This is a genomic window from Embleya sp. NPDC050154 (genome assembly GCF_044460165.1).
Lineage (GTDB): Bacteria > Actinomycetota > Actinomycetes > Streptomycetales > Streptomycetaceae > Embleya.
Genome location: NZ_JBITJP010000007.1, coordinates 148,534 through 168,671, shown reverse-complemented (window position 1 = coordinate 168,671; position 20,138 = coordinate 148,534). Strand labels below are relative to the sequence as shown.

The following is a 20,138-nucleotide window of genomic DNA, read 5'->3' as shown; positions in this document are numbered from 1 at the left end:
GACCGCCGTCGCGACCAGGCTCACCCCATGGCCGATCTGCCGGTGTATCCGCCCATGCTCGCCACCTCGGGATCGTTGCCGCCGGCCGTCGAGGACGATCGTTGGGCGTACGAGACGAAGCTGGACGGTCAGCGGTGTCTGGGCTATCTCCCGGGGGACGGCACGGTGCTGCTGCGGGCGCGTTCGGGGGCCGACATCACCGGCGCCTACCCGGAGCTGCGCGCGCTGCGCACCGCGTTGGGCACCCGGTCGGCGGTGCTGGACGGCGAGGTGGTCGCGCTGGACGAGCGTGGGCACAGCGACTTCGAACGCCTTCAGTCCCGGATGGGGTTGGCCGACCACCCCGCCGAGGCGGCCCGGATGCGCGATCGGGTGCCCGCCCGGCTGCTGCTGTTCGACGTGTTGCTGCTGTCCGGCCGACCACTGATCGATCGTCCCTACGCGGAGCGGCGTCGGGTGCTGGAGGGGCTCGAACTGAACGGGCCGCACTGGTCGACGCCGGCGGCGCTGATCGGGCACGGCGAGACCGCGCTCACGGCGACCCGCGCGGAGGGCCTGGAGGGGTTGGTCTGCAAGCGGCTGGACTCGGTGTACACCCCGGGCGAGCGCTCGCGGCACTGGGTGAAGATCCGGCACGTGCACACCCTGGACGTGATCGTGGGCGGCTGGGTGCCCGGTCGCGGCCGGCTCACCGGTCTGCCCGGCGCGCTGCTGGTCGGTGTGCGCGAGGGTGGTGTGCTGCGTTACGTCGGCGCGGTGGGCACCGGCTTCGGTGACCGGGACCGGGCCGTACTGGGCGAGTTGTTGCGGGTGTCCGCGATCGACGCGTGCCCGTTCACGCCGGAGCCGGAGGTGGCCGACGCGCGCTGGGTGCTGCCCCGGCTGATCGGCGAGGTCCGGTACGCGACACTCACTCGCGCGGGACTGTTGCGCCACCCGTCCTGGCATCGCCTGCGCCCGGATCTGGTCGAGGACTGATCCGGGCCGGCCGATGCCTACGGGGCGTGTCCTACGGCAGTCGGCCGGTGGTGCTCGCGGCCAGCAGTGGCGCGAAGACGTCGCCGTCGCGCGTCACCCGTTCGAGGACTTGGGCCGGGTCGAACACCAGCTCGGCGTCCGATTCGACCTCGGCCCAGGACACCGGCGTGGACACGGTCGGCTCGGGCTGCGCGCGCAGGGTGTACGGCGCGGCGGTGGTCTTGGCACTGGCGTTTTGGCTCCAGTCCACGAACACGTGTCCCGCCCGCAGATTCTTGGCCATCCGGTGCACGACCAGGTCGGGCCGATCCCGCTCCAGGCGCACCGCGAGCGCTTTGGCGTACGCCCCGACCGCGGCCTCCGGGGTCGGCTCCAGGGCCGCGTACAGGTGCAGCCCCTTGCTGCCCGAGGTCTTGGCCACGCAGGTCAACCCGTCCGCCGCGAGCAGGTCGCGGGCCAGCAGCGCGACTTCGCGGCATTCGGCCATGCCCGCCCCCGGCCCGGGGTCCAGGTCCAACACCAGCCGGTCGTGGCCGTCGGGGTCGGCGCCCCACTGCGGCACGTGCAGCTCGATCGCGGCCAGGTTGGCCGCCCACATCAGGGTGGCCAGCGAGTCGACGTCGACCTGCTGCCTGCTCTCGTCCCGGCCGACGACCTCGATCGTGCTCACCCAGTCGGGCGCACCCGGCGGCACATGCTTGTTGTAGAAGCGGCTCCCGCCGTCCACCCCGTGCGGAAAGCGGATGAACGTGGCCGGGCGCCCGGTCAGGTGCGGGAGCAGGACCGGGGCGATCTTGGCGTAGTAATCCAGTGCCTGGCCCTTGGTGTATCCGGTCTCGGGCCACCACACCTTGTCCAGGTGGGTGAGCGTCAGCGAACGTCCGTCGACTGTCGTGGCGATGCGGTCCGGCATACGGTAAAGGTCCCCTTGTGTCCAGATATCGATGCATAATCCGCGAAAGTGGAGAGCCGATGCGCAGCAGTTGGAAAGGTGCGATCACGTTCGGGCTGGTGAGCATCCCGGTCCAACTCTTCCCCGCCACCGAGGAACACAACGTGCCCCTGCATCAGGTGCACGAGAAGGACGGCGGCCGGATCCGCCTCAAGCGCTACTGCGAGTTGGAGGAGCGCGAGGTCCCGTACAAGGAGATCGCCAAGGCGTACGAAGCGCCCGACGGCCGGCAGGCGGTGCTCACCGATCAGGACATGGCGAAGTTGCCGCTGCCCAGCAAGAAGGTCATCGACGTGCTCGCGTTCGTGGACGTGGACGAGATCGATCCGCTGATGTTGTCCAAGGCGTACTACCTCCAGACCGCGACCCCCGCCGCCGCCAAGCCGTACGTACTGCTGCGCGAGGCGCTGAACAAGGCGGGCAAGTCCGCGGTCACCAAGATCACCCTGCGCACCCGGGAGAGCCTGGCCCTGCTGCGCGTGCACGACGACATCCTGATCCTGCAGACCATGCTCTGGCCGGACGAGGTGCGCACGTCCGAGGGGCTGGCCCCCGAGGGCCGGTTCGACATCCGGCCGCAGGAGTTGAAGATGGCCACGTCGTTGATGGACACGCTGAGCGAGGACTTCGACTTCCAGGCGCTGCACGACGACTACAAGGAGGCGCTCGACTCGCTGGTCGTCGCGCGCCTGGAGGGCACCGCCCCGGCCGCCGCCGAGGAAGAGCGGGCCGAGACGCCGGACAACGTGGTCGACCTGATGGCCGCGCTCACCGCGAGCGTCGAGGCGGCGAACAAGGGCCACGGCCGGGCCGCGTCGGGCCGGAAGAGTGCCGCGCGCAAGCCGGCGGCGAAGACCTCCGCGAAGACCTCGACGAAGGACTCGTCGGGGAGCAAGTCCTCGGCCGAGTCCTCGGCGAAGTCGAGCACGAAGAAGAGCGCGGCGAAGAAGACCACGCGCAAGCGCACCAGCGCCTGAGCACCGGGCCGGTCGCCGGAGGCCGGTCGGCGGCGGTCGGCCGCCGGCGGTCATTCGGTCGGGAAGGCCGCCACCCGCTGGTCCAGCGGCACCGGCTCCTCGGCGATACCGTCCGCCGAACCGCTCGCGAACCGCGCGCACACGCCGCGGCAGGCGAAGGTCTGCCGTTCCTCCACATGCCCGACCGGCACCGCGTCGTGCGCGGGTCGGTCCGCTGCGGCCCGCAGGTCGCGGCCGCACATCGTGCAGGCCAGGCCGTAGGTCATCTCGACCGTGGTCTCCGGTCGAGAGCTTCGGCGGTGTCCCGCGATCGAGTGCTGTGAGTACATGGGTTCGAATCCTCTGGTCGGTCTGGTGCGCGGATGTCCGGATCGCCGCAGACGACGCCGCCATGGGTGACGGCATACGAGGTGCCCTCGGTCTCCCCAAAGTACTCCTCCCGTTCCGCCGCCCAGACCCCCTCGCGGAATCGTTTCGACACCGGATCGCGTCGCTCGCACCGATCCTCGGCGACCGATCCCGGACATGGCCGCGGGGCCCGTCGCTTCGACAGGCCCCGCGTCCGGCGGTTCGACGACGTGTCGACTACCAGCGATACCAACGCCCACGACGGCCACCCGCACCGGCGCTGCGGAACACGAACCCGAGGGCCCAGAGCACCAGCACGATCACGGCTATCCACCAGAGGGCTTTCAGGGCGAATCCTGCACCGAACAGGATCAAAGCGAGCAAAAGCACGACAAGCAGCGGAATCATCTTGAACCACCTCCGCCCGACGTCTGCCCCGAATGATTCGCTTCACGCGGTGCGATCGCAGACTTGTTCGGAGATCTATGCCGGGGGCTCCGCGCGCAGGTCCGCGGCCACCCGCGCGCCGATCTCCCGGACCACGTCCGCGAGCAGTTCGACATCCGCCTCGGTGCTTCGCCAGTTCACGATCGCCGGGCGCAGTGCGACCCGGCCCCGGTAGACGGTGGTGCCCGCGTACACCCGACCGTCCTCGTTGAGTTCGGCGCCGAGTCGGCGGTTGAGCTCGTCCAGTTCGGCCTCCCCGGTCGGCCCGGTCGGGCGGTAGCGAAAGCACACGACGCACAGCCGCACCGGGGCCAGCAACTCCAGGTCGGGGGCCTGCTCGACCAGCGCGCCGAGGTGGTTCGCGAGGTCGTTGTGCCGCTCGATCATCGCCCGGTATCCGGAGCGGCCGTACGCGCGCAGCGTGGCCCAGATCGGCAGTGACCGGGCCCGGCGTGAGGATTCCGGCCCGAGCGAGCCGTAGTTGAGGTGGGTGTCGCCGGCGCCGGGCAGATACGGGGCGTTCCACGCGCCGAACGCCCTGCCCATCACCGCGGCGTCGCGGACGAACACGAATCCGCTCTCGTACGGCACGTTGAGCCATTTGTGCCCGTCGGACGCCACCGAGTGCGCGCGCTCGACGCCTTTGACCAGATGCCGCAACCGCGGCGAGACGCCGGCGAACAGGCCGAACGCGCCGTCCACGTGCAGCCACGCGCCGTAGCGTCGGGCCAGGTCGGCGAGCGCGTCGATCGGGTCGAAGTCACCGGTGTCCACCTCGCCGGCGGTGGCGATGAGTACGGCGGGCCCGTCGATCTCGATCAGCGCGCGCTCCATCGCGTCGATGTCCACCCGACCCGCGTCGTCGCGCGCGCACACCCGGAGCGTGTCCCGCCCGCAGCCCAGGATCTGCAGGGCCTTGCGATTGCTGGGATGCACGTAGCCGCTGGTGAGCACCGGCATGGTCGGCAGTCCGGCCAGCCCGTCGGCGGTGACGTCCACGCCGTGTTGCGCGGCCCACCAGTACCGCGCGCAGGTGAGCGCCGTGAGATTGGCGAACGTCGCACTCGGCGTGAGCACCGCGCCGTACGAGTCGGGCAGCCCGAACAGGTCCTTGAGCCAACCGAGCACCACCGTCTCGGTCTCGGTCGCCAGCGGCGACGCGGCCCACAGTCCGGCCACCTGGTCGAGCAGCCCGGTGATCCAGTCGCCGGCCTGGGCGGCCGGGGTGGCTCCGCCGACGACGAAGTGGAAGAACCGGGGACCCGAGGACTGCGTCGCGGCGCGGGTGCCCACGTCGAGCAGTTCCTCGATGCTGGCCAACGTGCCGTCGCCACGCTCGGGCAGCGGTCCGCCCAGCCGGTCGAAGAGCACGTCGGCGGCCGGGATCCGCACCGGCAGCCCGGGCAGCGCCTCCAGGTAGGGCCCGGCGGCCTTGGCCACCAGGTCGAGGGCGGGCCGGGCGAGGTCACGTTCGTGGAGGGGGTCAGCCATCCTTGCAGGGGACCACGCGAAGCCCGGCCGCGTCGAGTATTTCCGTGTCACGCAAGGCTGTTGACGGATCATCAGACCCGCCGCGCGTGGGCCGAGGCGGGAGTGGGGAGGATCCCGTGCCGGGGGGCCGATGACCTCGACCTGGAGGAAGCGTGGCAACCGACATCGCGCGGACCCATCACCGGGGCGGTGACCTCGACGAGATCGGGCGGGTGCTGCTCGACATCTACGCCGAGGTCTACGCGGCGGATCTGGACCGACCCTTCCACTCGGTGCCGACCTTCGCGGAGCGGTTGGCGCGTTACGCCGCGGCGCCCGGCTTCGAGTGCGTCGTGGGGTGGAGCCGCGACATCCCGGTCGGCTACGCCTTCGGGTACACGCTCCAGGCCGGCGCGCGCTGGTGGACCGGACTCACCGAGCCGGTGCCGGCGGCGGACATCGAGGAGGACGGACGGCGTACGTTCGCGCTCAACGAGCTGATGGTCCGCGAACCGTGGCGCGGTTCCGGCGCGGCCCGCACCATCCACGACACGCTCCTCGCGGCCCGCACCGAACAGCGGGTGACCCTGCTGGTGGATCCGACCCACCCCAGGGTCCTCGCGCTGTATCTGCGCTGGGGCTATCGCGTGCTCGGCGACCTGCGTCCGGCCTGGCCGGACGCGCCGCTGCTCACCGCGCTGCTCCTGGATCGCACCTGACCGGCGTCGGTCGCCTGCGGGCCGCTCGGGTCGTGGTTGGCGGACCTGAGCGCCCGACCGGGCCATCCCCCGCCGAGAAGCTTGCCTCTGTTTAGTTTCGGCGCGCGTGCGTAGGGTGCGCGCCATGAGTGACGCGACCGCGAACAAGCGGCTGATCGAGCAGTTCTGGCAGGACCTGTACGCCCGCGACTTCGCCAAGGTCGCGGCCTACTTCGCCGCCGACGGCCACTACACGGACGTCGCCGCGCCCGGGCCCGGCGCGACCGGACCGGCGGCCGTGGAGGCCCGGCTGCGGCTGGGCCTGGAGATGCTCTCCGGCTACATCCACCACCACAAGAGCACCGTCGCCGAGGGCGACCTGGTGGTGACCGAGCACGCCGAGGAGTGGCACTGGGAGAGCGGCGAGCAGGTGGTGCTGCCGTTCGTGTCGATCCACGAGTTCCGCGCCGGCGAGATCGTGCGCTGGCACGACTACTGGGACTTCGGCACGTTGATGAACGCCGCACCGCAGTGGTGGTTGGAGCACGTCGCCAAGGGCTACGCGCAGGACGCCTGACCGGCCGACCGCTCGACGCCGGGTGCTCCGGCCGACCGCCCACGACTTCGGCCGTGGGCGGTTCTCGGGTCGGCGGGAGTATCCGCCCGCCCCGGAGCGGGCGCTTCCCCGGGGCACCCGATCGGGACGGTCAGCTGCGCGGTTCGATGCGTTCGACCACCGTGTCCGCGATCTGCGCCAGCATCGCGATCTGTTCCTCGGTGAGCAGGTCGATCAGGTTCCGCCGGACCGAGGCGACGTGGTGCGGCGCGGCCTCCTCGATCACCCGCAGCCCCTCGGCGGTCAGCACGACCTCGGCGCCGCGGCCGTCGCCCGCGCACTCCTCGCGTCGGACCAGGCCGCGCTGCTGCATACGTTTGACGTGGTGCGACATCCGGCTCTGCGACCACAACATGCGCTCGGCCAACTCGCCCAGTCGGCGGCGATGGCCGGTCGCCTCGGACAGCTCGGACAACACGTCGTAGTCGGGGTCCGACAGCCCCGAGTCGACGGCCAGATCACGGGCCACCCGGGTATCCACGAGCAGTCGCAACCGCCGATACCCCCGCCACGCGCGCTGCTGCCCGGGGTCCAGCCAGGGCGTCTCCTCGATGCGGGCCATGGCCACCAATCTAGCAGCTACTTGACATGTCATGTACTTGATCGGGACGATCTACATGACACATCAACTACTTCGCCGACCCCGACGAGCGCCGGGCGTGCGGCCAGGAAGGCGGATGCCTCGTGAGCACCCCCGTTCGCCTGCCGAATCGGCTGATCCGCCTGTTCCTCGGCCTGGCCCTGTTCGGCGTCGGCATCGCGCTGATGGTGCGCGCCCGACTCGGCCTGGACGCGTGGAACGTGCTGCACGAGGGCGTCGCGGAGCGGACCGGGCTGCCGTTCGGGCAGGTCGTGATCGGCACCGCCGTCCTGGTCCTGCTGCTGTGGATCCCGCTGCGGCAGCGCCCCGGGTTCGGCACGATCGCCAACGTCGTGGTCGTCGGCCTGGTCGTGGACGGCGTGTTGTGGCTGCTGCCCGCACCGGAGAACCTGCCGCTGCGGGCGGCGCTGTTGGCCGCCGCGATCGTGCTCACCGCGCTCGCCACCGGCTTGTACATCGGCGCCGGACTCGGCCCGGGCCCGCGCGACGGGCTGATGACCGGTTGGGCCACTCGCGGTCACTCGATCCGGCTGGGCCGCACCGTGATCGAGGTGACCGTCCTGGGCACGGGCGTCCTGCTCGGCGGCACGGTCGGCGTCGGCACGATCGTCTTCACCCTCGCCATCGGGCCACTGGCCCACTGGTTCCTGCCTCGACTGACACCGAAGCCCGCATCGAAAGCGAGTCGCCCACGATGGACACGAAACTCCTCGGCACCGACCGACGCGGCGTCCTCACCACGCTCAAGCGGGACGGCCGCCCCCAACTCTCCCCGGTCTCCTACCTGTGGGAGCCGGACCGCCGGTTGATCCGGATCTCGGCCACCGTCGACCGCGCCAAGACCCGCAACCTGGCCCGCGACCCGCGCGCGAGCTTCCTGGTCACCGCTCCCGACTACGACGCCTACCTGGTCGCCGAGGGCCACGCCGAGATCAGTGCCGCGTGCCAGTCGCCCGACGACCCGATCGCCGACGAACTCGTCGAGGTATACCGCCTGATCGTCGGCGAGCACCCGGACTGGGCCGAATACCGCGACGTGATGGCGACGGAACACCGCGTGGTCATCCGGATCACCGTCGAGCGCACCTACGGCTGGTCCCGCACCTGAGCGGACCGCCCCGAATACGTCGCGTTCCCGGGCCGCGGGGTTGCCCGGGAACGCGACCCGCCCTACCGCCCGCGCACCGGCGCCGGCCCCGACCGACGGCCGGGCCGACACCGCGGCCGTCCGTGATGTGCGCCGACCGTCCCGCGCCGCCCTCGGGCCGAGCACGCGAGAATTGGTCCAGGTCTCGGCACGACGTAGAGTTCCGCCGGGGTTTTGTGGCGGCGGCGAGCACAGGAAACGGCAACGGCGATGACAGCGAGTAGTGGGATTCAGGCGGACACGGGCGTGGCGGAGGGCATCGATCCCGCGCGTATGGAGTTGTGCCTGAGCGTGCTCGCCGAGGTCGAGGAACTGGACGTCGAGCACCCGGACGCGGTCCGGATCCGGCGGGCCACGGCCGGGATCTACAAGAGCGTCAAGGAGCGCCGCCGCAAGGAGCGCCGGGACCGGGTGATCGCCAACGACGAGGCGGTCACCGCCGCCACCGCGACCGGCGCGCCGGGCCGGATCGACGACGAGACCCTCGGCATCGCGCTGACCACGGTCACCACGACCGAGATCGCCGGCGTCCTGGAACGCGCCCGGGCCTGCTACATCTGCAAGAAGCGCTACCGCGAGGTGGACGCGTTCTACCACCAGCTCTGTCCCGAGTGCGCCGCCGAGAACCGGGCCCGCCGCGACCAGCGCACCGACCTGACCGGGCGCCGCGCCCTGCTCACCGGCGGCCGGGCCAAGATCGGCATGTACATCGCGCTGCGCCTGCTCCGCGACGGCGCGCACACCACGATCACCACTCGCTTCCCCAACGACGCGATCCGCCGCTTCGCCGCGATGCCGGACAGCGCGGACTGGCTGCACCGGCTCAAGATCGCCGGGATAGACCTGCGCGACCCGGCCCAGGTGGTCGCGCTGGCCGACTCGGTGGCCGAGGCCGGACCGCTGGACATCCTGATCAACAACGCCGCACAGACGGTGCGCCGGACCCCGCAGGCGTACGCGGCACTGGCCGCCGCCGAGGCCGCGCCGCTGCCGGCCGGCGAACTGCCGGAGATGGTCTCGTTCGGACACATCGGCGGCAGCGGCCACGTACTGCTGCCCGGGCAGTCCCGCGCGGAGGAGCAGGCGCTGACCCCGCAGGCACTCACCGCGCTCGCCCTGACCAGCGGTTCGGCCTCGCCCGCCCGGATCGAGACCGGCACCGCGATCGACGCGGGCGGCCTGGTCCCAGACCTGGATCCGGTCAACAGCTGGACGCAACGCGTGCACGAGGTGGACCCGGTCGAGTTGCTCGAAGTGCAACTGTGCAATGTGACCGCTCCGTTCGTCCTGGTCAGCCGACTGCGTCCGGCGATGGCCGCGGCCAAGGCCCGGCGCAAGTACGTGGTCAACGTGTCCGCGATGGAGGGCCAGTTCAGCCGCGGCTACAAGGGCCCCGGCCACCCGCACACGAACATGGCCAAGGCCGCGCTGAACATGCTGACCCGCACCAGTGCCGAGGAGATGCTCTCCGACGGCATTTTGATGACGGCCGTGGACACCGGCTGGATCACCGACGAGCGCCCGCACCCGCAGAAGATGCGGCTCGCCGACGAGGGCTTCCACGCGCCGCTCGACCTGGTCGACGGCGCGGCCCGGGTGTACGACCCGATCGTGCGCGGCGAGGCCGGCGAGGACCTGTACGGCTGCTTCCTCAAGGACTACGCGCCGGCCGCCTGGTAGGCCCCCGACCTGCGTGTTCCGGCCCCGGCGGAGGTTCCCGCCGGGGCCGGTTCGGGTTCGCCGAAAAAAACTTTCGCCGACGCTGAACCCTTTCCGACCCCTCCCCCGTACTGCTGGATGTCGACGCGCAACGACCGGCACGCGAACCGGTCGACTCGGGAACGGAACCCAAAATCCGTCTCCCGTACCGCCGTTCGGCAAAACCATCAATCACATTCCGGGGGTTCACCATGTCTGTTTTCAGCACCCGCAGCCTCGCCGCCGTCGCCATCGCCGGTGCGCTCGGTCTCGGACTGTCCGCGTGCGGCAGTGACTCGAAGGACGACGGCAAGGCCGCCGGCACCGCGACGCAGCCCACCGGGCAGCAGTCCCAGCCCGCGCCGAACACGCCCGGCACGCCCGCCGCGCCCGCTCAGAGTGCGAACGGTACGGCGGGCAAGGCCGTGTTGAAGGCGGGCACGGACGCCAAGCTCGGCCCGATCGTCGCCGACGGCGCCGGCTTCACGCTGTACCGCTTCGACAAGGACACCGCCAAGCCGTCCAAGTCGAACTGCGAGGGCGACTGCCTCGCGAAGTGGCCCGCCGTCACCACCACCGGCGGCGTCACCCTCAACGGCGTCGACCAGTCCGTCGTCGGCAGCGTGACCCGCGGCGACGGCAGCACCCAGGTCACCATCGGCGGCTGGCCGGTGTACCGGTTCGCGGCCGACACCAAGCCCGGCGAGACCAAGGGCCAGGGTGTGGGCGGCACTTGGTTCGCGGTGACCCCCGACGGCAAGAAGGCCGGCGTGACCGCGACCACGGCGCCGCCGAGCGACAAGCCCTCGACCGGCGGCTACGGCTACTGATCGCACCCGGCGCCGGCGCGGCCTCGGCTCGCCACCGCCGCCGGCCGACTCCCAAGCGGCACAAGCCGATTGGCCATCCACAGGCACCACGGCAACAACACGACGGCAACGACGCCGCGGTAACGACACCGCGGCGGTGACTCCGGCCCGCGCGCCCCCGCGCCACGCACGCGGACGAGGCCCGGCCGGACAACCCACGCGCATTCCACGACCCATGTCTTCGGGGAGACTCGTCATGTCCGCACGCAAGTACACGCTGCCCACCGTCGCCTTGTCCGCCACGCTCGCGCTCGCGGTCACCGGATGCTCGTCCTCGGACACCAAGTCCGCTGCTACGAAGAACGATTCGACCAACGTGTCCGCGGCCAAGGCGGGCAACGACCCCGGCTCGCCCGGTGGCGAACACGGCGGCGAACACGGCTCCGAACACGGCGGAGCGGTTCCCGCCTCCGACCGGACGACCACCGGCGCGGCCGAACCCGCGACCGGCGAGGAGACCTTCTTCGCCGCGGGCCTGTCCGGCGCGAACGAGGTCCCCGGCGGCAACGCGGCGGTGGGCGACAAGGACGGCAAGGGCACCGCGCTGGTCCGGATCAAGGGCGACCAGGTCAGCTTCGGGATCCGTTGGGAGGGCACCGGCGCGCCGACCGCGGCCCACCTGCACCTGGGCGGCAAGGGCAGGAACGGCGAGGTCAAGGTGCCGTTCTTCGCGACCGCGCTGCCCGACACCGCGAACGCGGTGACCGGAAGCGTCAAGGTCACCGACGCCGCGCTGCTGGAGAAGATCAAGAGCGACCCGGCGAGCCTGTACTTCAACATGCACACCGGCGAGTTCCCCGGCGGCGCGATCCGCGGCCAGTTGGTCGCGCTCGCCGGCCCGGTCGACATGAACAGCGTGCTCAAGAACGGCACGTTGCCCGCCGAGGCGACCGGGAAGCAGGAGGTGCAGAACGCCGAGGGCAAGAAGACCGGCGACCCGGACGGCCGTGCGGACACCTCGGTCCGCCCGTGGGGCAACTGCATCGACTGGTCGTTTTCCTGGACGGGTGTCGCCCCGCCCACGCTGGGCCACCTGCACAAGGCCGCGGCGGGCGCCAACGGTGACGTGGTCGCGCCGCTGTTCGACGCGAAGGGCGGACTGCCGCAGTCGGTGACCGGCCTGGCCGGCACCGTGGAGGGCATCGACCCGGCGGTCGTCGAGCGGATCAACGCGACGCCGGCGAACTACTACACCAACCTGCACACGGGCGAGTTCCCGGGCGGCGCGGTGCGCGGACAGCTCGACCGCAAGGTGGCCCCGAAGTCGCCGGCGCTGAACCTGTCGGTGCTCACCGGCAAGCAGATCTACCAGTGCACGACCAAGGACGGCGCGAGCTCCTTCACCCAGCTCGACGTGGCGGCCAAGCTCCAGGGCGACCTCAAGCACAGCTTCGTGAACCCGGCCGCCGGCCCGCCGCAGTGGATCGCCCCGGACGGCAGCGCGGTGACCGGCGCGGTGGCCACCAAGCTGCCGAACGGGGATGGCAACATCCCCGAGCTGGTGCTGAAGGCGACCCAGACCGGCAAGCCGGGCCTGCTGCTCTCCGCGACCACCCAGGTGCTGCGACTGAACACCCGGGGCGGTGTGGCTCCGGCCGGCACGTGCGACCCGGCGACCCGGCCCACCGCCGAAGTGCCGTACCAGGCCGACTACCTGTTCATCGGCTGACCGAAATCCCGCTCCCCCGAGCCGGATCGTCCCCGGAAAGACCCCGAAGGGCCGCGCGTCCAACCCCCACGCGCGGCCCTTCGGCATGTCCGCTCCCGCGACCGGGCCCGGGTCTCACTCCGGCAGGGCGACGACCATCTTCCCGGTGTTCTCCCCGCGCAACATGCCCAGCAGCGCGTCGAGGTTGTTCTCGATCCCCTCGACGACCGTCTCGCGGTACTTGAGCTTGCCCTCCTTGACCCAACCGCCGACCTCGGCGAGGAACTCGTCGCGCCTGCCGAAGTGGTCGATGACGATGAAGCCCTGGAGCCGCAGCCGCTTGCCGATCGACAACGCCAGGTTGCGCGGCGCCGGGGTCGGCTCGGTGGCGTTGTATTGCGCGATGGCGCCGCACATCGCGACCCGGCCGTGCGTGTGCAGCGCGCCGATCGCTGCCTCCAGGTGCTCGCCGCCGACGTTGTCGAAGTACACGTCGATACCGTCCGGAGCGGCCTTGGCGAGCTGCCCGGCCACCGGCCCGTCCTTGTAGTCGAACGCGGCGTCGAAGCCGTACTCGTCCACCAGCAGCTTGACCTTGTCCGCCGAGCCGGCACTGCCGATCACCCGCGAGGCGCCCTTGATCCGGGCGATCTGGCCGACCTGGCTGCCCACCGCGCCGGCCGCGCCGGAGACGAACACCGCGTCGCCGGGCTTGAAGGACGCGACGTCGAGCAGGCCCGCCCACGCGGTCATGCCCGGCATGCCCAGGACACCCAGGTAGGCGGACAGCGGCGCGAGGTCGGGGTCGACCTTGACGGCGCCGGCGCCCTTGCCGGCGACCACCGAGTACTCGCGCCAGCCGAGCCAGTGCTGCACCGCGTCGCCCACCTCGAAGCCGGCCGCCTTGGACGCGACGACCCGGCCGACCGCACCACCCTCCATGGCCTCGTTCAGCTTGAACGGCGGGGTGTACGACTTGACGTCGTTCATCCGACCGCGCATCGCGGGGTCGACCGACAGGAACAGGTTGCGGATCAGCATCTGCCCGTCGGCGAGCTCCGGGATCTCGACCTCGCGCAGGGCGAAGTCCTCCTCCTTGGGCCAGCCCTTGGGACGGGCCAGGAGGTGCCATTCGCGGCTGGTGGTGGGTGTCATCGGGCGTGGCCTTTCTCGGCGGTGCGGAGTGGGTCGGGAGACGGGGGTCGGTACGGGTGCCGGTCCGGCGACGCGTTCCGTGCGGTGGTTCGGCCGTCAGGCGTCCACGGACTCCTGGGTCCGCGGCACGGACACGGCGACCGGTTCGGCCCTTGCGGGTACCCGCTTGAGGCCGAGCAACGCCACCGCGACGACCAGCACGAGCATCACCCCGGCGATCACGAAGCTCAGCGTGAACCGGCTCTCGGCCGGAATCGGCGGGAAGCCCGCGGGCAGGCCGGCGACCGACTTGGAGGCGAGCAGCGAGGTGATCACGGCGCTGGCGATCGAGCTGCCGACGCTGCGCGAGATGGAGTTGATCCCGTTCGCGATGCCGGTCTGGTGGTGCGGCACGTTGGCCACGATCAGCGCGGGCATCGCCGCGTACCCGAACGAGATCGAGATGCCGGTGAGCATGCCCGCGAGGATCACCGACGCCGAGGCGCCGTGCCCGAACGCCAGCCACACGAAGCCGGCGATGCCCACCAGCGAGCCGATCACCAGGGTCATCCGGGCGCCGATCCTGCCGACCAGGAGGCCGCCCAGCGGTGCCGCGAGCAGCGAGATCAGCGCGCCCGGGAGCAGGTATTCGACCGAGGCCCGCAGCACCGACGCGGTGAATCCGTACCCGGCCACCCGCTCCGGCATCTGGACCAGGTAGGAGATCCCGATGAACTGGCTGAACGCGGCGAAGCCGACGAACAGGCCGGCCAGGTTGGTGAGCAGGACCGGACGGTGCACGAACATCCGCAGGTCCACCAGCGGGTCGGCGACCCGGCGCTCGACCTGGACCCACACACCCGCCATCAGCACGGCGCCGACGAACGAGCCGACCGTCCGGCCGGAGGCCCAGCCCCATTCGTGCCCCTGCGAGATGCCCAGGAGCAGCAGCACCAGGAACAGGCCGAGGGTCGCCGCGCCGAGCAGGTCGATCCGGCCGCCCGCCTTGCTACGGCCGGCCGGTACCCGGAGGATCACCGCGAGCAGGGCGACGGCGGACAGGATCGCGGAGAACCAGAAGACCAGGTGGTAGTTCGGGTCGTCACCGCGGGTGAGCAGTCCGGTGGCCACCAGCGAGAGTCCGCTGCCGAACGCGAGCGTTCCGCTGATCAGCGACATCGCGCCGGGCAGCTTCTCCACCGGCAGTTCCTCGCGGATGATCGACAGCGCGAGCGGGAAGATCGCGGTGGCCGCGCCCTGGAGCACCCGCCCCAGGATCAACAGCGGCAGCGAGGACGTCACCGCCGCCAGCACCGAGCCGGCGATCATCACGCCCAGTACGCCGATCAGCGTCGGCTTCTTGCCGTGCTGGTCACCGAAGCGGCCGAGCAGCGGGGTGAACACCGCCGCGGACAGCAGCGTCGCGGTGGTCACCCAGCCGACTCCGGCGGGCGTGGTGCCCAACTCCTGCTGGAGCAGTCCGAGGATCGGGATGACCTGGGTCTGCGCCATCGCGACGACCATGGCGGCCAGTCCGAGCGCGAGGATCAGCGGGGCACCGGATCCTCGCTTGTCGGCGGTGGCGGCAGCGGTGCCGGTGCCGGTGCCGGGCGGGGTGGGACTCACGGAGACGCTCTTTCTTCGGGGAGTCGGGTTCGGGACGTCTTTTCGGGACGCCGAGGCGAAGCTTTGCAGCCTCGATGGTTGAAGTCTTCAAGCAATAGAGCCGACCGTAGACACCCGCAAATTGCTACGTCAAGTTCAAAGGTTGAAGTCCTCAACCTTTTTGCGTTAACTTGGATCCATGAGCAGCGCCACGGACACCGACGTCGATCCCAGCACCCCGAGCACGGCCGAGATCATGGACGCCATGGCCGCCGTGGGCACCGCGTACTTCCACGACTTCGCCGCGGTGGTCAGCCGGCACGGCCTGACCTCGGTGCAGGCCAAGACGCTCTCCCTGCTCCGCCGCCCGCTGCCGATGCGCGGGCTCGCCGACCGCCTGGTGTGCGACGCCTCCAACGTCACCGGCATCGTGGACCGGCTCGAATCGCGCGGCCTGGTGCGCCGCGAGCCCAATCCCAACGACCGCCGGGTCAAGAACGTGGTGGCCACCGAAGAGGGCCACGCCACGATCCGCCGCATCCGCGGCGAGATGCACACCACCCGCGCGGCACTGGACGGCCTCACCACCGACGAGCGCCTCGCGCTGTACACCCTCCTGGGCCGGCTCCGCCCGGCCATGGAGACCGCGCACCCCTGACCCGGAACCCGAGTCGGCGCGGCCGATCCTGCCGAGATCGGCACCGCGGCCGGGAGCAACGGCATGATGCGCCGGCTCGGCGGCGTGTTCGGCATCGCCGTCGCCGTCGCGATCTCCGCCGGCGCGGGCAGCCCCGCCTCGCCGGCCACCTTCGCCGACGGCTTCGTCCCGGTCTCGGCGCTCGGCGCGAGCCTGTCCCGCGCGGGCGCGGCGACCGGCCTGCTCCTACCCGCGCGCCGCCGGCCGGGTCGCCGGGTACGCCCACCCGGACCGACGCGGCGTCGGTGGGGTGAGCCCGGGGCCGGCAACGGCCCGGCCACTGGGCGTGGTGGGGCGGCGCTCCGGGTGCGCGTGGGGCGGAATCGGTTGCCGAGGCGGGCGTGTGCCGCGCATGCTCGATCGGTGATCGACCTTCCCGCCGCAGCGACCGCAACCGAGTACCGGGCGATCGCCCGGGCGACAATGCGGCCCGCCGAATGACCCCGGATCCCGCCCCGGACGGCGGCGTCTTCGAGTCCGACTCCGGCTTCGAGCCGGTTTCGCTGGAATCGGGGGACCCCGCCTGGGTGTTCCCCGCCGTCGGCGGTGCCGAGGCCGAGGCCGAGGCCGTCCGGCGCGCTCTCGACGAGGCCGACGCGCACGTGCGCGCGCTCGGCGTGCACGTCGGCGTCTCGGCGTCCGTGCGCTACGAGTGCCAACGCCTGGCGGACGTGACCCTGGCGAGCGTGCAGGGCGTACTCGAACTCCCCGGCGGCGTCATCTTCCTCGCCGCGCTCTACTTCCCTCGCCGCTGCGGGTTCGACCTGCGCTGGGGCCCACCATGGGTCGTCGACGCCGACATCACCCGGTACTGCCCGGCACCGGCCGACTGCGCCGGCCACCCTGTCGCCGACTCGTCCAGCGAACACGACACCCCCCTCGCCGCCGCCCGGGCCTTCGCCGACATCACCCGATGGCTCCGCGACCGGGCACTCACCCGCACCCGACCCGAGTGGCTCTCCGCCACGCCGACACCCGCGTGTCCGCCCTTCCGGCCACCATCGGCGCCCGCCGCCGGCTGAGGTGCCGGCGGCGGGTCAGGGGCGGGGGTGTCGGCCAGGCCGCGGATGAAGACGTCCAGACCGAACTCGACGCGGTCCAACCCGTCCGCCGCTGGTCATGTGCCGCTTGAGCGCGGTCAGGGTCGGGAAGCGGTCCCGGGGCAACACGAGCCCGGTTCCGCGTCCGGCGTACTGAACGCCACCGGCAACTCGGCGCGACGCTGGGCGTGGCGATCCTCGGCACGCTGTTCGATGTCGCCGCCGATCCGGACGCCGCGCGTCGGGCGGGTGCGTACACCCGCGCGCTGGAGCGGACCCTGTGGGCGGTCGTGGCCGCACTCCGGTCCCCGCACTCGGATGTGCCGATCCGGAGGTCGCTCGGCGTGCCGTGCCGTGTCGAGCGTGCGCGCCGGCCTCACCCCCGCCACCGGCACCGCGTCCGCCGGGCCGGTCGACCCCGGTCGGCCCGGTCCGCCCGGTCAGCCCGGTCCGCCCGGTCGGCCCGGTCGGCCCGGTCGGCCCTACGCCGGATCCGTCGGCGAGTCCCGCTGGGGATTCGGGGGGGGCGGGGGTGCGGTTCCCGCCGGGATCGTGCCGCCGAGGGCGCGCCAGAGGAGGGACGCGGTGCGGTACGGCCAGTTCGGCGGGATCGGGGCGCCCGCGAGTTCGCGGGCGTACCAGGCGCCGGTGCACATGGTCAGCGCGATCTCCAGGTCCGCGTCGGCGGCGAGGTGGCCCTGTCGGCGGGCCGACTCCAGCGCGGACAACAGGCGGGCCCGCCGCGGCGCGATCACCCGGGCCCGGTAGCGGGCACGCAGGTCCGGGTCGGTGGTGTCCTGGAGCATCGTGCCGACCAGCGAGAGCCGGCCGGACTTCGAGACCCCCCGCTGGAAGTCGGTCAGCTCGGCCACCAGCGTGGTGAACGGATTGTCCGCGGCGACGTCGGTGCGGTCCTCCTCGGCCAGCGCGGCGACCACCGCCGCGGCTAGCTCGGCCTTGCCGGGCCAGCGGCGATACAGCGCCTGGCGGGTGGTACCCGCCTCCTGGGCGACGGCCGCGAGCGACATCCCGGCGTACCCGTCCCGGGCCAGATGGCGTCCCGCCACGGCCAGGATCCGGGCGTCGATCGCGCTGTCCCGGGCGCGACCGGAACCGCGACTGGCACTTTCCATTTCAATACACTCCTGTATTGTATTGAATCAGCACCGCACCGAGACAGGGGTAGCGAGCGTGACCATCGTGTTCAACCGTCCCATCATCCCGTCGGGCCGACGCATCGGTTGCACGCCGTGACCGGCGCGCCGACCCAGGCCCGGCTGCGGTCGCTGCTGATCCGGGCACGTGTCCTCGACCGCGAACTCACCCGGCGGATGACCGACGCCGACGCGGGCGACCCGCTGCGCGACACCGTGCTCCGGCCGATGACCGAGGCGCTGATCGAGATGGGCGGGGATACCGCCGGACCTCAGCCGAGCGAGCCGCGCGCCGCCGGCGCTCCCGCCGACACCGACTGGGATCCGGTCGGCCCGGTCCGGGAACTCGCCTCGGAAGTGACCCGGTTGCGCGCACAGATCAGCCCCGAACCGCCCACCGGCCTGGTCGAGGCCGCGGCGGCGCTGCAACACCTGGCCTGGCTGTTCACCGACGGTGACGCCGAACGGGCCGCCCTGGTCGCCGAGTTCGCCGAGATCCAGGGCGAACTGCCGACCCGCATCCAGGTCGCGCCGGACGGACCGTATCTGGTCACCAATGCGACCCACGTCACCGACCGGCTCGGCGAACCGATCCCGGTGCTGCCGCAGACCGCGCTGTGCCGCTGCGGCGAGTCGGCGACCAAGCCGCTGTGCGACGGCAGCCACGCCCGAATCGGCTTCAGCGGTGCCAAGGATCCGGGCCGGGTGCCCGACGAGCGCCGCACCCACCCGGGCAACCCGGTCGAAGTGACCGACAACCGGGGCCTGTGCGCGCACTCGGGCCTGTGCACCGACCGGCTCTCCTCGGTGTTCCGGCAGAAGGAGGAGCCGTTCGTGGCGCCGTCCGGCGGCCGGATGGACGAGATCGTGCGGACCGTCCGGGCCTGCCCGTCCGGCGCCCTGGACTACCTGCTCGACGGGCACGAACCGCCCTCGCAGCAGCGCGAACCGGCGATCGAGGTATCGCTGAACGGCCCGTACCGGGTCACCGGCGGCATCCCGTTGGTCGGCGCCGACGGCGAACCGGAGCCGCGCGGCCCGGGCGCGCCGACCGAGCGCTACAGCCTGTGCCGGTGCGGCCATTCGCGCAACAAGCCGTTCTGCAGCGGAATGCACTGGTACGTCGACTTCGCCGACCCGCCGCCCTCCGCCGAACCCACGCTCTACGAATGGGCCGGCGGGCTGCCCGCGCTGACCCGGATGACGCACATCTTCTACGACAAGTACGTCCCGCAAGACCCCCTGCTGGCACCGCTGTTCGCCCGGATGGCGCCGGATCACCCGGAACGGGTGGCGGCCTGGCTGGTCGAGACCTTCGGCGGTCCCAAGCTGTACAGCGAGCGCTACGGCGGCTACGACCACATGGTCGGCGAGCACGCCGGCAAGGCGCTCAAGGAGGAATGGCGAGCCCGCTGGGCGCAGTTGATCAGTCTCGCGGCGAACGACGCGGGCCTGCCCACCGACGCCGAGTTCCGCGCCGCGTTCGCCGGCTACGTCGAGTGGGGTTCGCGGATCGCGGTGGAGAACTCCCAACCCGGCGCCCGCCCGCCGGCCCACATGCCCGTACCGCGCTGGTGGTGGGTCTGCGGCGCCACCCCGGGCGCCCGGGTGTCGGCACTGGCACCACCCCCGAAACAGGAGACGACCGACATGTCCCTGCCGACCGCGGATCAACCGATCGGCTTCGACGAGCACATCAGGCCCTTGTTCCGGGAGATGGACCGCAAGTCGATGAGTTTCATGTTCGACCTGTGGGCACACGCCGACGTCAGCACGCACGCCGAGGCGATCCTGGCCCGGCTGCGCCAGGGCACGATGCCGTGTGACGGCGCCTGGCCGGCGGAGCGGGTGGAGGCGTTCGCCCGCTGGGTCGCCGAGGGCAAGCCCGAGTAGTTCGGCGGACATCGGCCGGCGGTCCGCGTCACGGCGCGGACCGCCGGCACCGACCCGATTCCCGGTACGAGCCGGTCGGTTGTCCGACGACTTCGGATGTGTACCGATTCCTCGACAGCCCTACGTCGCCGGCCCAAACCACGAATGCCCCCAGTACAGTCGGCGA

21 protein-coding genes are annotated in these 20,138 nt (G+C 71.7%); 13 read left to right on the top strand and 8 right to left on the bottom strand.

Annotation, left to right across the window (positions count from 1 at the left end):
* The first annotated feature begins 27 nt into the window (after window positions 1-27).
* Window positions 28-978: a non-homologous end-joining DNA ligase gene (gene ligD, locus ACIBSV_RS17270; protein ID WP_395863738.1), complete on the top strand. Its 951-nt coding sequence runs from the start codon at window positions 28-30 to the stop codon at window positions 976-978.
* A gap of 31 nt (window positions 979-1,009) precedes the next feature.
* Here ligD (ACIBSV_RS17270) and ligD (ACIBSV_RS17265) read toward each other — a convergent pair whose 3' ends face one another.
* The gene (ligD, locus tag ACIBSV_RS17265; protein WP_395863736.1) at window positions 1,010-1,891 is read right to left on the bottom strand and encodes a non-homologous end-joining DNA ligase; all 882 of its coding nucleotides are present in this window, start codon (window positions 1,889-1,891) and stop codon (window positions 1,010-1,012) included.
* A gap of 59 nt (window positions 1,892-1,950) precedes the next feature.
* Between ligD (ACIBSV_RS17265) and ACIBSV_RS17260 the strand changes: the two genes are divergently transcribed.
* Window positions 1,951-2,907, top strand: coding sequence for a Ku protein (locus tag ACIBSV_RS17260; protein ID WP_395863734.1), 957 nt, complete (start codon window positions 1,951-1,953; stop codon window positions 2,905-2,907).
* Window positions 2,908-2,957: 50 nt separating this feature from the next.
* Here the strand turns inward: ACIBSV_RS17260 and ACIBSV_RS17255 are convergent, their stop codons facing one another.
* The 3 genes from ACIBSV_RS17255 to ACIBSV_RS17245 all read right to left on the bottom strand — a co-directional run bounded on the left by ACIBSV_RS17255 (window position 2,958) and on the right by ACIBSV_RS17245 (window position 5,193).
* Window positions 2,958-3,236, bottom strand: a complete 279-nt coding sequence (locus ACIBSV_RS17255) for a hypothetical protein (RefSeq protein WP_395863732.1) — start codon at window positions 3,234-3,236, stop codon at window positions 2,958-2,960.
* 256 nt (window positions 3,237-3,492) lie between these two features.
* Complete coding sequence (locus ACIBSV_RS17250; protein ID WP_355537031.1) at window positions 3,493-3,663, bottom strand: DUF5670 family protein; 171 nt, start codon at window positions 3,661-3,663, stop codon at window positions 3,493-3,495.
* 75 nt (window positions 3,664-3,738) lie between these two features.
* Window positions 3,739-5,193 carry a pyridoxal phosphate-dependent decarboxylase family protein gene (locus ACIBSV_RS17245; RefSeq protein WP_395863730.1) on the bottom strand — a complete coding sequence of 485 codons (1,455 nt, stop codon included), beginning with the start codon at window positions 5,191-5,193 and terminating at the stop codon, window positions 3,739-3,741.
* Window positions 5,194-5,345: 152 nt separating this feature from the next.
* Between ACIBSV_RS17245 and ACIBSV_RS17240 the strand changes: the two genes are divergently transcribed.
* Together ACIBSV_RS17240 and ACIBSV_RS17235 are read left to right on the top strand one after the other, a co-directional pair.
* Window positions 5,346-5,891: a GNAT family N-acetyltransferase gene (locus ACIBSV_RS17240; protein ID WP_395863728.1), complete on the top strand. Its 546-nt coding sequence runs from the start codon at window positions 5,346-5,348 to the stop codon at window positions 5,889-5,891.
* A 124-nt stretch (window positions 5,892-6,015) separates the two neighbouring features.
* Window positions 6,016-6,447: a nuclear transport factor 2 family protein gene (locus tag ACIBSV_RS17235; RefSeq protein ID WP_395863726.1), complete on the top strand. Its 432-nt coding sequence runs from the start codon at window positions 6,016-6,018 to the stop codon at window positions 6,445-6,447.
* 130 nt (window positions 6,448-6,577) lie between these two features.
* Here the strand turns inward: ACIBSV_RS17235 and ACIBSV_RS17230 are convergent, their stop codons facing one another.
* Complete coding sequence (locus ACIBSV_RS17230; RefSeq protein WP_395863724.1) at window positions 6,578-7,048, bottom strand: MarR family winged helix-turn-helix transcriptional regulator; 471 nt, start codon at window positions 7,046-7,048, stop codon at window positions 6,578-6,580.
* 122 nt (window positions 7,049-7,170) lie between these two features.
* On the opposite strand from ACIBSV_RS17230, the gene ACIBSV_RS17225 reads away from it, so the two are divergent.
* The 5 genes from ACIBSV_RS17225 to ACIBSV_RS17205 all read left to right on the top strand — a co-directional run bounded on the left by ACIBSV_RS17225 (window position 7,171) and on the right by ACIBSV_RS17205 (window position 12,470).
* Window positions 7,171-7,896, top strand: coding sequence for a YitT family protein (locus ACIBSV_RS17225; protein WP_395863722.1), 726 nt, complete (start codon window positions 7,171-7,173; stop codon window positions 7,894-7,896).
* The gene (locus tag ACIBSV_RS17220; protein ID WP_395863720.1) at window positions 7,782-8,195 is read left to right on the top strand and encodes a PPOX class F420-dependent oxidoreductase; all 414 of its coding nucleotides are present in this window, start codon (window positions 7,782-7,784) and stop codon (window positions 8,193-8,195) included. Before ACIBSV_RS17225 ends, ACIBSV_RS17220 begins: the two co-directional genes overlap by 115 nt.
* Before the next feature lie 249 nt (window positions 8,196-8,444).
* Window positions 8,445-9,914 carry an SDR family NAD(P)-dependent oxidoreductase gene (locus tag ACIBSV_RS17215; protein WP_395863718.1) on the top strand — a complete coding sequence of 490 codons (1,470 nt, stop codon included), beginning with the start codon at window positions 8,445-8,447 and terminating at the stop codon, window positions 9,912-9,914.
* 230 nt (window positions 9,915-10,144) lie between these two features.
* Window positions 10,145-10,762, top strand: coding sequence for a hypothetical protein (locus ACIBSV_RS17210; RefSeq protein WP_395863716.1), 618 nt, complete (start codon window positions 10,145-10,147; stop codon window positions 10,760-10,762).
* A gap of 235 nt (window positions 10,763-10,997) precedes the next feature.
* On the top strand, window positions 10,998-12,470 hold the full coding sequence (locus tag ACIBSV_RS17205) for a CHRD domain-containing protein (protein ID WP_395863715.1): 1,473 nt from the start codon (window positions 10,998-11,000) through the stop codon (window positions 12,468-12,470).
* Window positions 12,471-12,584: 114 nt separating this feature from the next.
* On the opposite strand, the gene ACIBSV_RS17200 is transcribed toward ACIBSV_RS17205, so the two are convergent.
* Both ACIBSV_RS17200 and ACIBSV_RS17195 read right to left on the bottom strand, forming a co-directional pair.
* Window positions 12,585-13,604 carry an NADP-dependent oxidoreductase gene (locus ACIBSV_RS17200; protein WP_395863713.1) on the bottom strand — a complete coding sequence of 340 codons (1,020 nt, stop codon included), beginning with the start codon at window positions 13,602-13,604 and terminating at the stop codon, window positions 12,585-12,587.
* 96 nt (window positions 13,605-13,700) lie between these two features.
* On the bottom strand, window positions 13,701-15,209 hold the full coding sequence (locus ACIBSV_RS17195) for an MFS transporter (protein WP_395863711.1): 1,509 nt from the start codon (window positions 15,207-15,209) through the stop codon (window positions 13,701-13,703).
* Window positions 15,210-15,387: 178 nt separating this feature from the next.
* On the opposite strand from ACIBSV_RS17195, the gene ACIBSV_RS17190 reads away from it, so the two are divergent.
* From ACIBSV_RS17190 to ACIBSV_RS17180, 3 genes are all read left to right on the top strand, one after another.
* Window positions 15,388-15,846, top strand: a complete 459-nt coding sequence (locus ACIBSV_RS17190; RefSeq protein ID WP_395863709.1) for a MarR family winged helix-turn-helix transcriptional regulator — start codon at window positions 15,388-15,390, stop codon at window positions 15,844-15,846.
* Window positions 15,847-15,909: 63 nt separating this feature from the next.
* The gene (locus ACIBSV_RS17185; RefSeq protein ID WP_395863707.1) at window positions 15,910-16,326 is read left to right on the top strand and encodes a hypothetical protein; all 417 of its coding nucleotides are present in this window, start codon (window positions 15,910-15,912) and stop codon (window positions 16,324-16,326) included.
* Entirely contained in the window at window positions 16,323-16,907 is a 585-nt protein-coding gene (locus ACIBSV_RS17180) for a hypothetical protein (protein ID WP_395863705.1), read from the top strand. The genes ACIBSV_RS17185 and ACIBSV_RS17180 overlap by 4 nt, the downstream gene beginning before the upstream one ends.
* Before the next feature lie 500 nt (window positions 16,908-17,407).
* On the opposite strand, the gene ACIBSV_RS17175 is transcribed toward ACIBSV_RS17180, so the two are convergent.
* On the bottom strand, window positions 17,408-18,058 hold the full coding sequence (locus ACIBSV_RS17175; protein WP_395863703.1) for a TetR/AcrR family transcriptional regulator: 651 nt from the start codon (window positions 18,056-18,058) through the stop codon (window positions 17,408-17,410).
* A gap of 117 nt (window positions 18,059-18,175) precedes the next feature.
* Here ACIBSV_RS17175 and ACIBSV_RS17170 point away from each other — a divergent pair, with 117 nt between their 5' ends.
* The gene (locus ACIBSV_RS17170) at window positions 18,176-19,972 is read left to right on the top strand and encodes a CDGSH iron-sulfur domain-containing protein (protein ID WP_395863701.1); all 1,797 of its coding nucleotides are present in this window, start codon (window positions 18,176-18,178) and stop codon (window positions 19,970-19,972) included.
* The last annotated feature ends 166 nt before the right edge of the window (window positions 19,973-20,138 follow it).

What these genes read in the sequence shown, in the direction of transcription:
- ligD (WP_395863738.1), top strand. Translation starts at nt 28, where the DNA reads ATGGCCGATCTGCCGGTGTATCCGCCCATGCTCGCCACCTCGGGATCG.
- ligD (WP_395863736.1), bottom strand. Translation starts at nt 1,891, where the DNA reads ATGCCGGACCGCATCGCCACGACAGTCGACGGACGTTCGCTGACGCTC.
- ACIBSV_RS17260 (WP_395863734.1), top strand. Translation starts at nt 1,951, where the DNA reads ATGCGCAGCAGTTGGAAAGGTGCGATCACGTTCGGGCTGGTGAGCATC.
- ACIBSV_RS17255 (WP_395863732.1), bottom strand. Translation starts at nt 3,236, where the DNA reads ATGTACTCACAGCACTCGATCGCGGGACACCGCCGAAGCTCTCGACCG.
- ACIBSV_RS17250 (WP_355537031.1), bottom strand. Translation starts at nt 3,663, where the DNA reads ATGATTCCGCTGCTTGTCGTGCTTTTGCTCGCTTTGATCCTGTTCGGT.
- ACIBSV_RS17245 (WP_395863730.1), bottom strand. Translation starts at nt 5,193, where the DNA reads ATGGCTGACCCCCTCCACGAACGTGACCTCGCCCGGCCCGCCCTCGAC.
- ACIBSV_RS17235 (WP_395863726.1), top strand. Translation starts at nt 6,016, where the DNA reads ATGAGTGACGCGACCGCGAACAAGCGGCTGATCGAGCAGTTCTGGCAG.
- ACIBSV_RS17230 (WP_395863724.1), bottom strand. Translation starts at nt 7,048, where the DNA reads ATGGCCCGCATCGAGGAGACGCCCTGGCTGGACCCCGGGCAGCAGCGC.
- ACIBSV_RS17220 (WP_395863720.1), top strand. Translation starts at nt 7,782, where the DNA reads ATGGACACGAAACTCCTCGGCACCGACCGACGCGGCGTCCTCACCACG.
- ACIBSV_RS17215 (WP_395863718.1), top strand. Translation starts at nt 8,445, where the DNA reads ATGACAGCGAGTAGTGGGATTCAGGCGGACACGGGCGTGGCGGAGGGC.
- ACIBSV_RS17210 (WP_395863716.1), top strand. Translation starts at nt 10,145, where the DNA reads ATGTCTGTTTTCAGCACCCGCAGCCTCGCCGCCGTCGCCATCGCCGGT.
- ACIBSV_RS17205 (WP_395863715.1), top strand. Translation starts at nt 10,998, where the DNA reads ATGTCCGCACGCAAGTACACGCTGCCCACCGTCGCCTTGTCCGCCACG.
- ACIBSV_RS17200 (WP_395863713.1), bottom strand. Translation starts at nt 13,604, where the DNA reads ATGACACCCACCACCAGCCGCGAATGGCACCTCCTGGCCCGTCCCAAG.
- ACIBSV_RS17190 (WP_395863709.1), top strand. Translation starts at nt 15,388, where the DNA reads ATGAGCAGCGCCACGGACACCGACGTCGATCCCAGCACCCCGAGCACG.
- ACIBSV_RS17185 (WP_395863707.1), top strand. Translation starts at nt 15,910, where the DNA reads ATGATGCGCCGGCTCGGCGGCGTGTTCGGCATCGCCGTCGCCGTCGCG.
- ACIBSV_RS17180 (WP_395863705.1), top strand. Translation starts at nt 16,323, where the DNA reads ATGACCCCGGATCCCGCCCCGGACGGCGGCGTCTTCGAGTCCGACTCC.
- ACIBSV_RS17175 (WP_395863703.1), bottom strand. Translation starts at nt 18,058, where the DNA reads ATGGAAAGTGCCAGTCGCGGTTCCGGTCGCGCCCGGGACAGCGCGATC.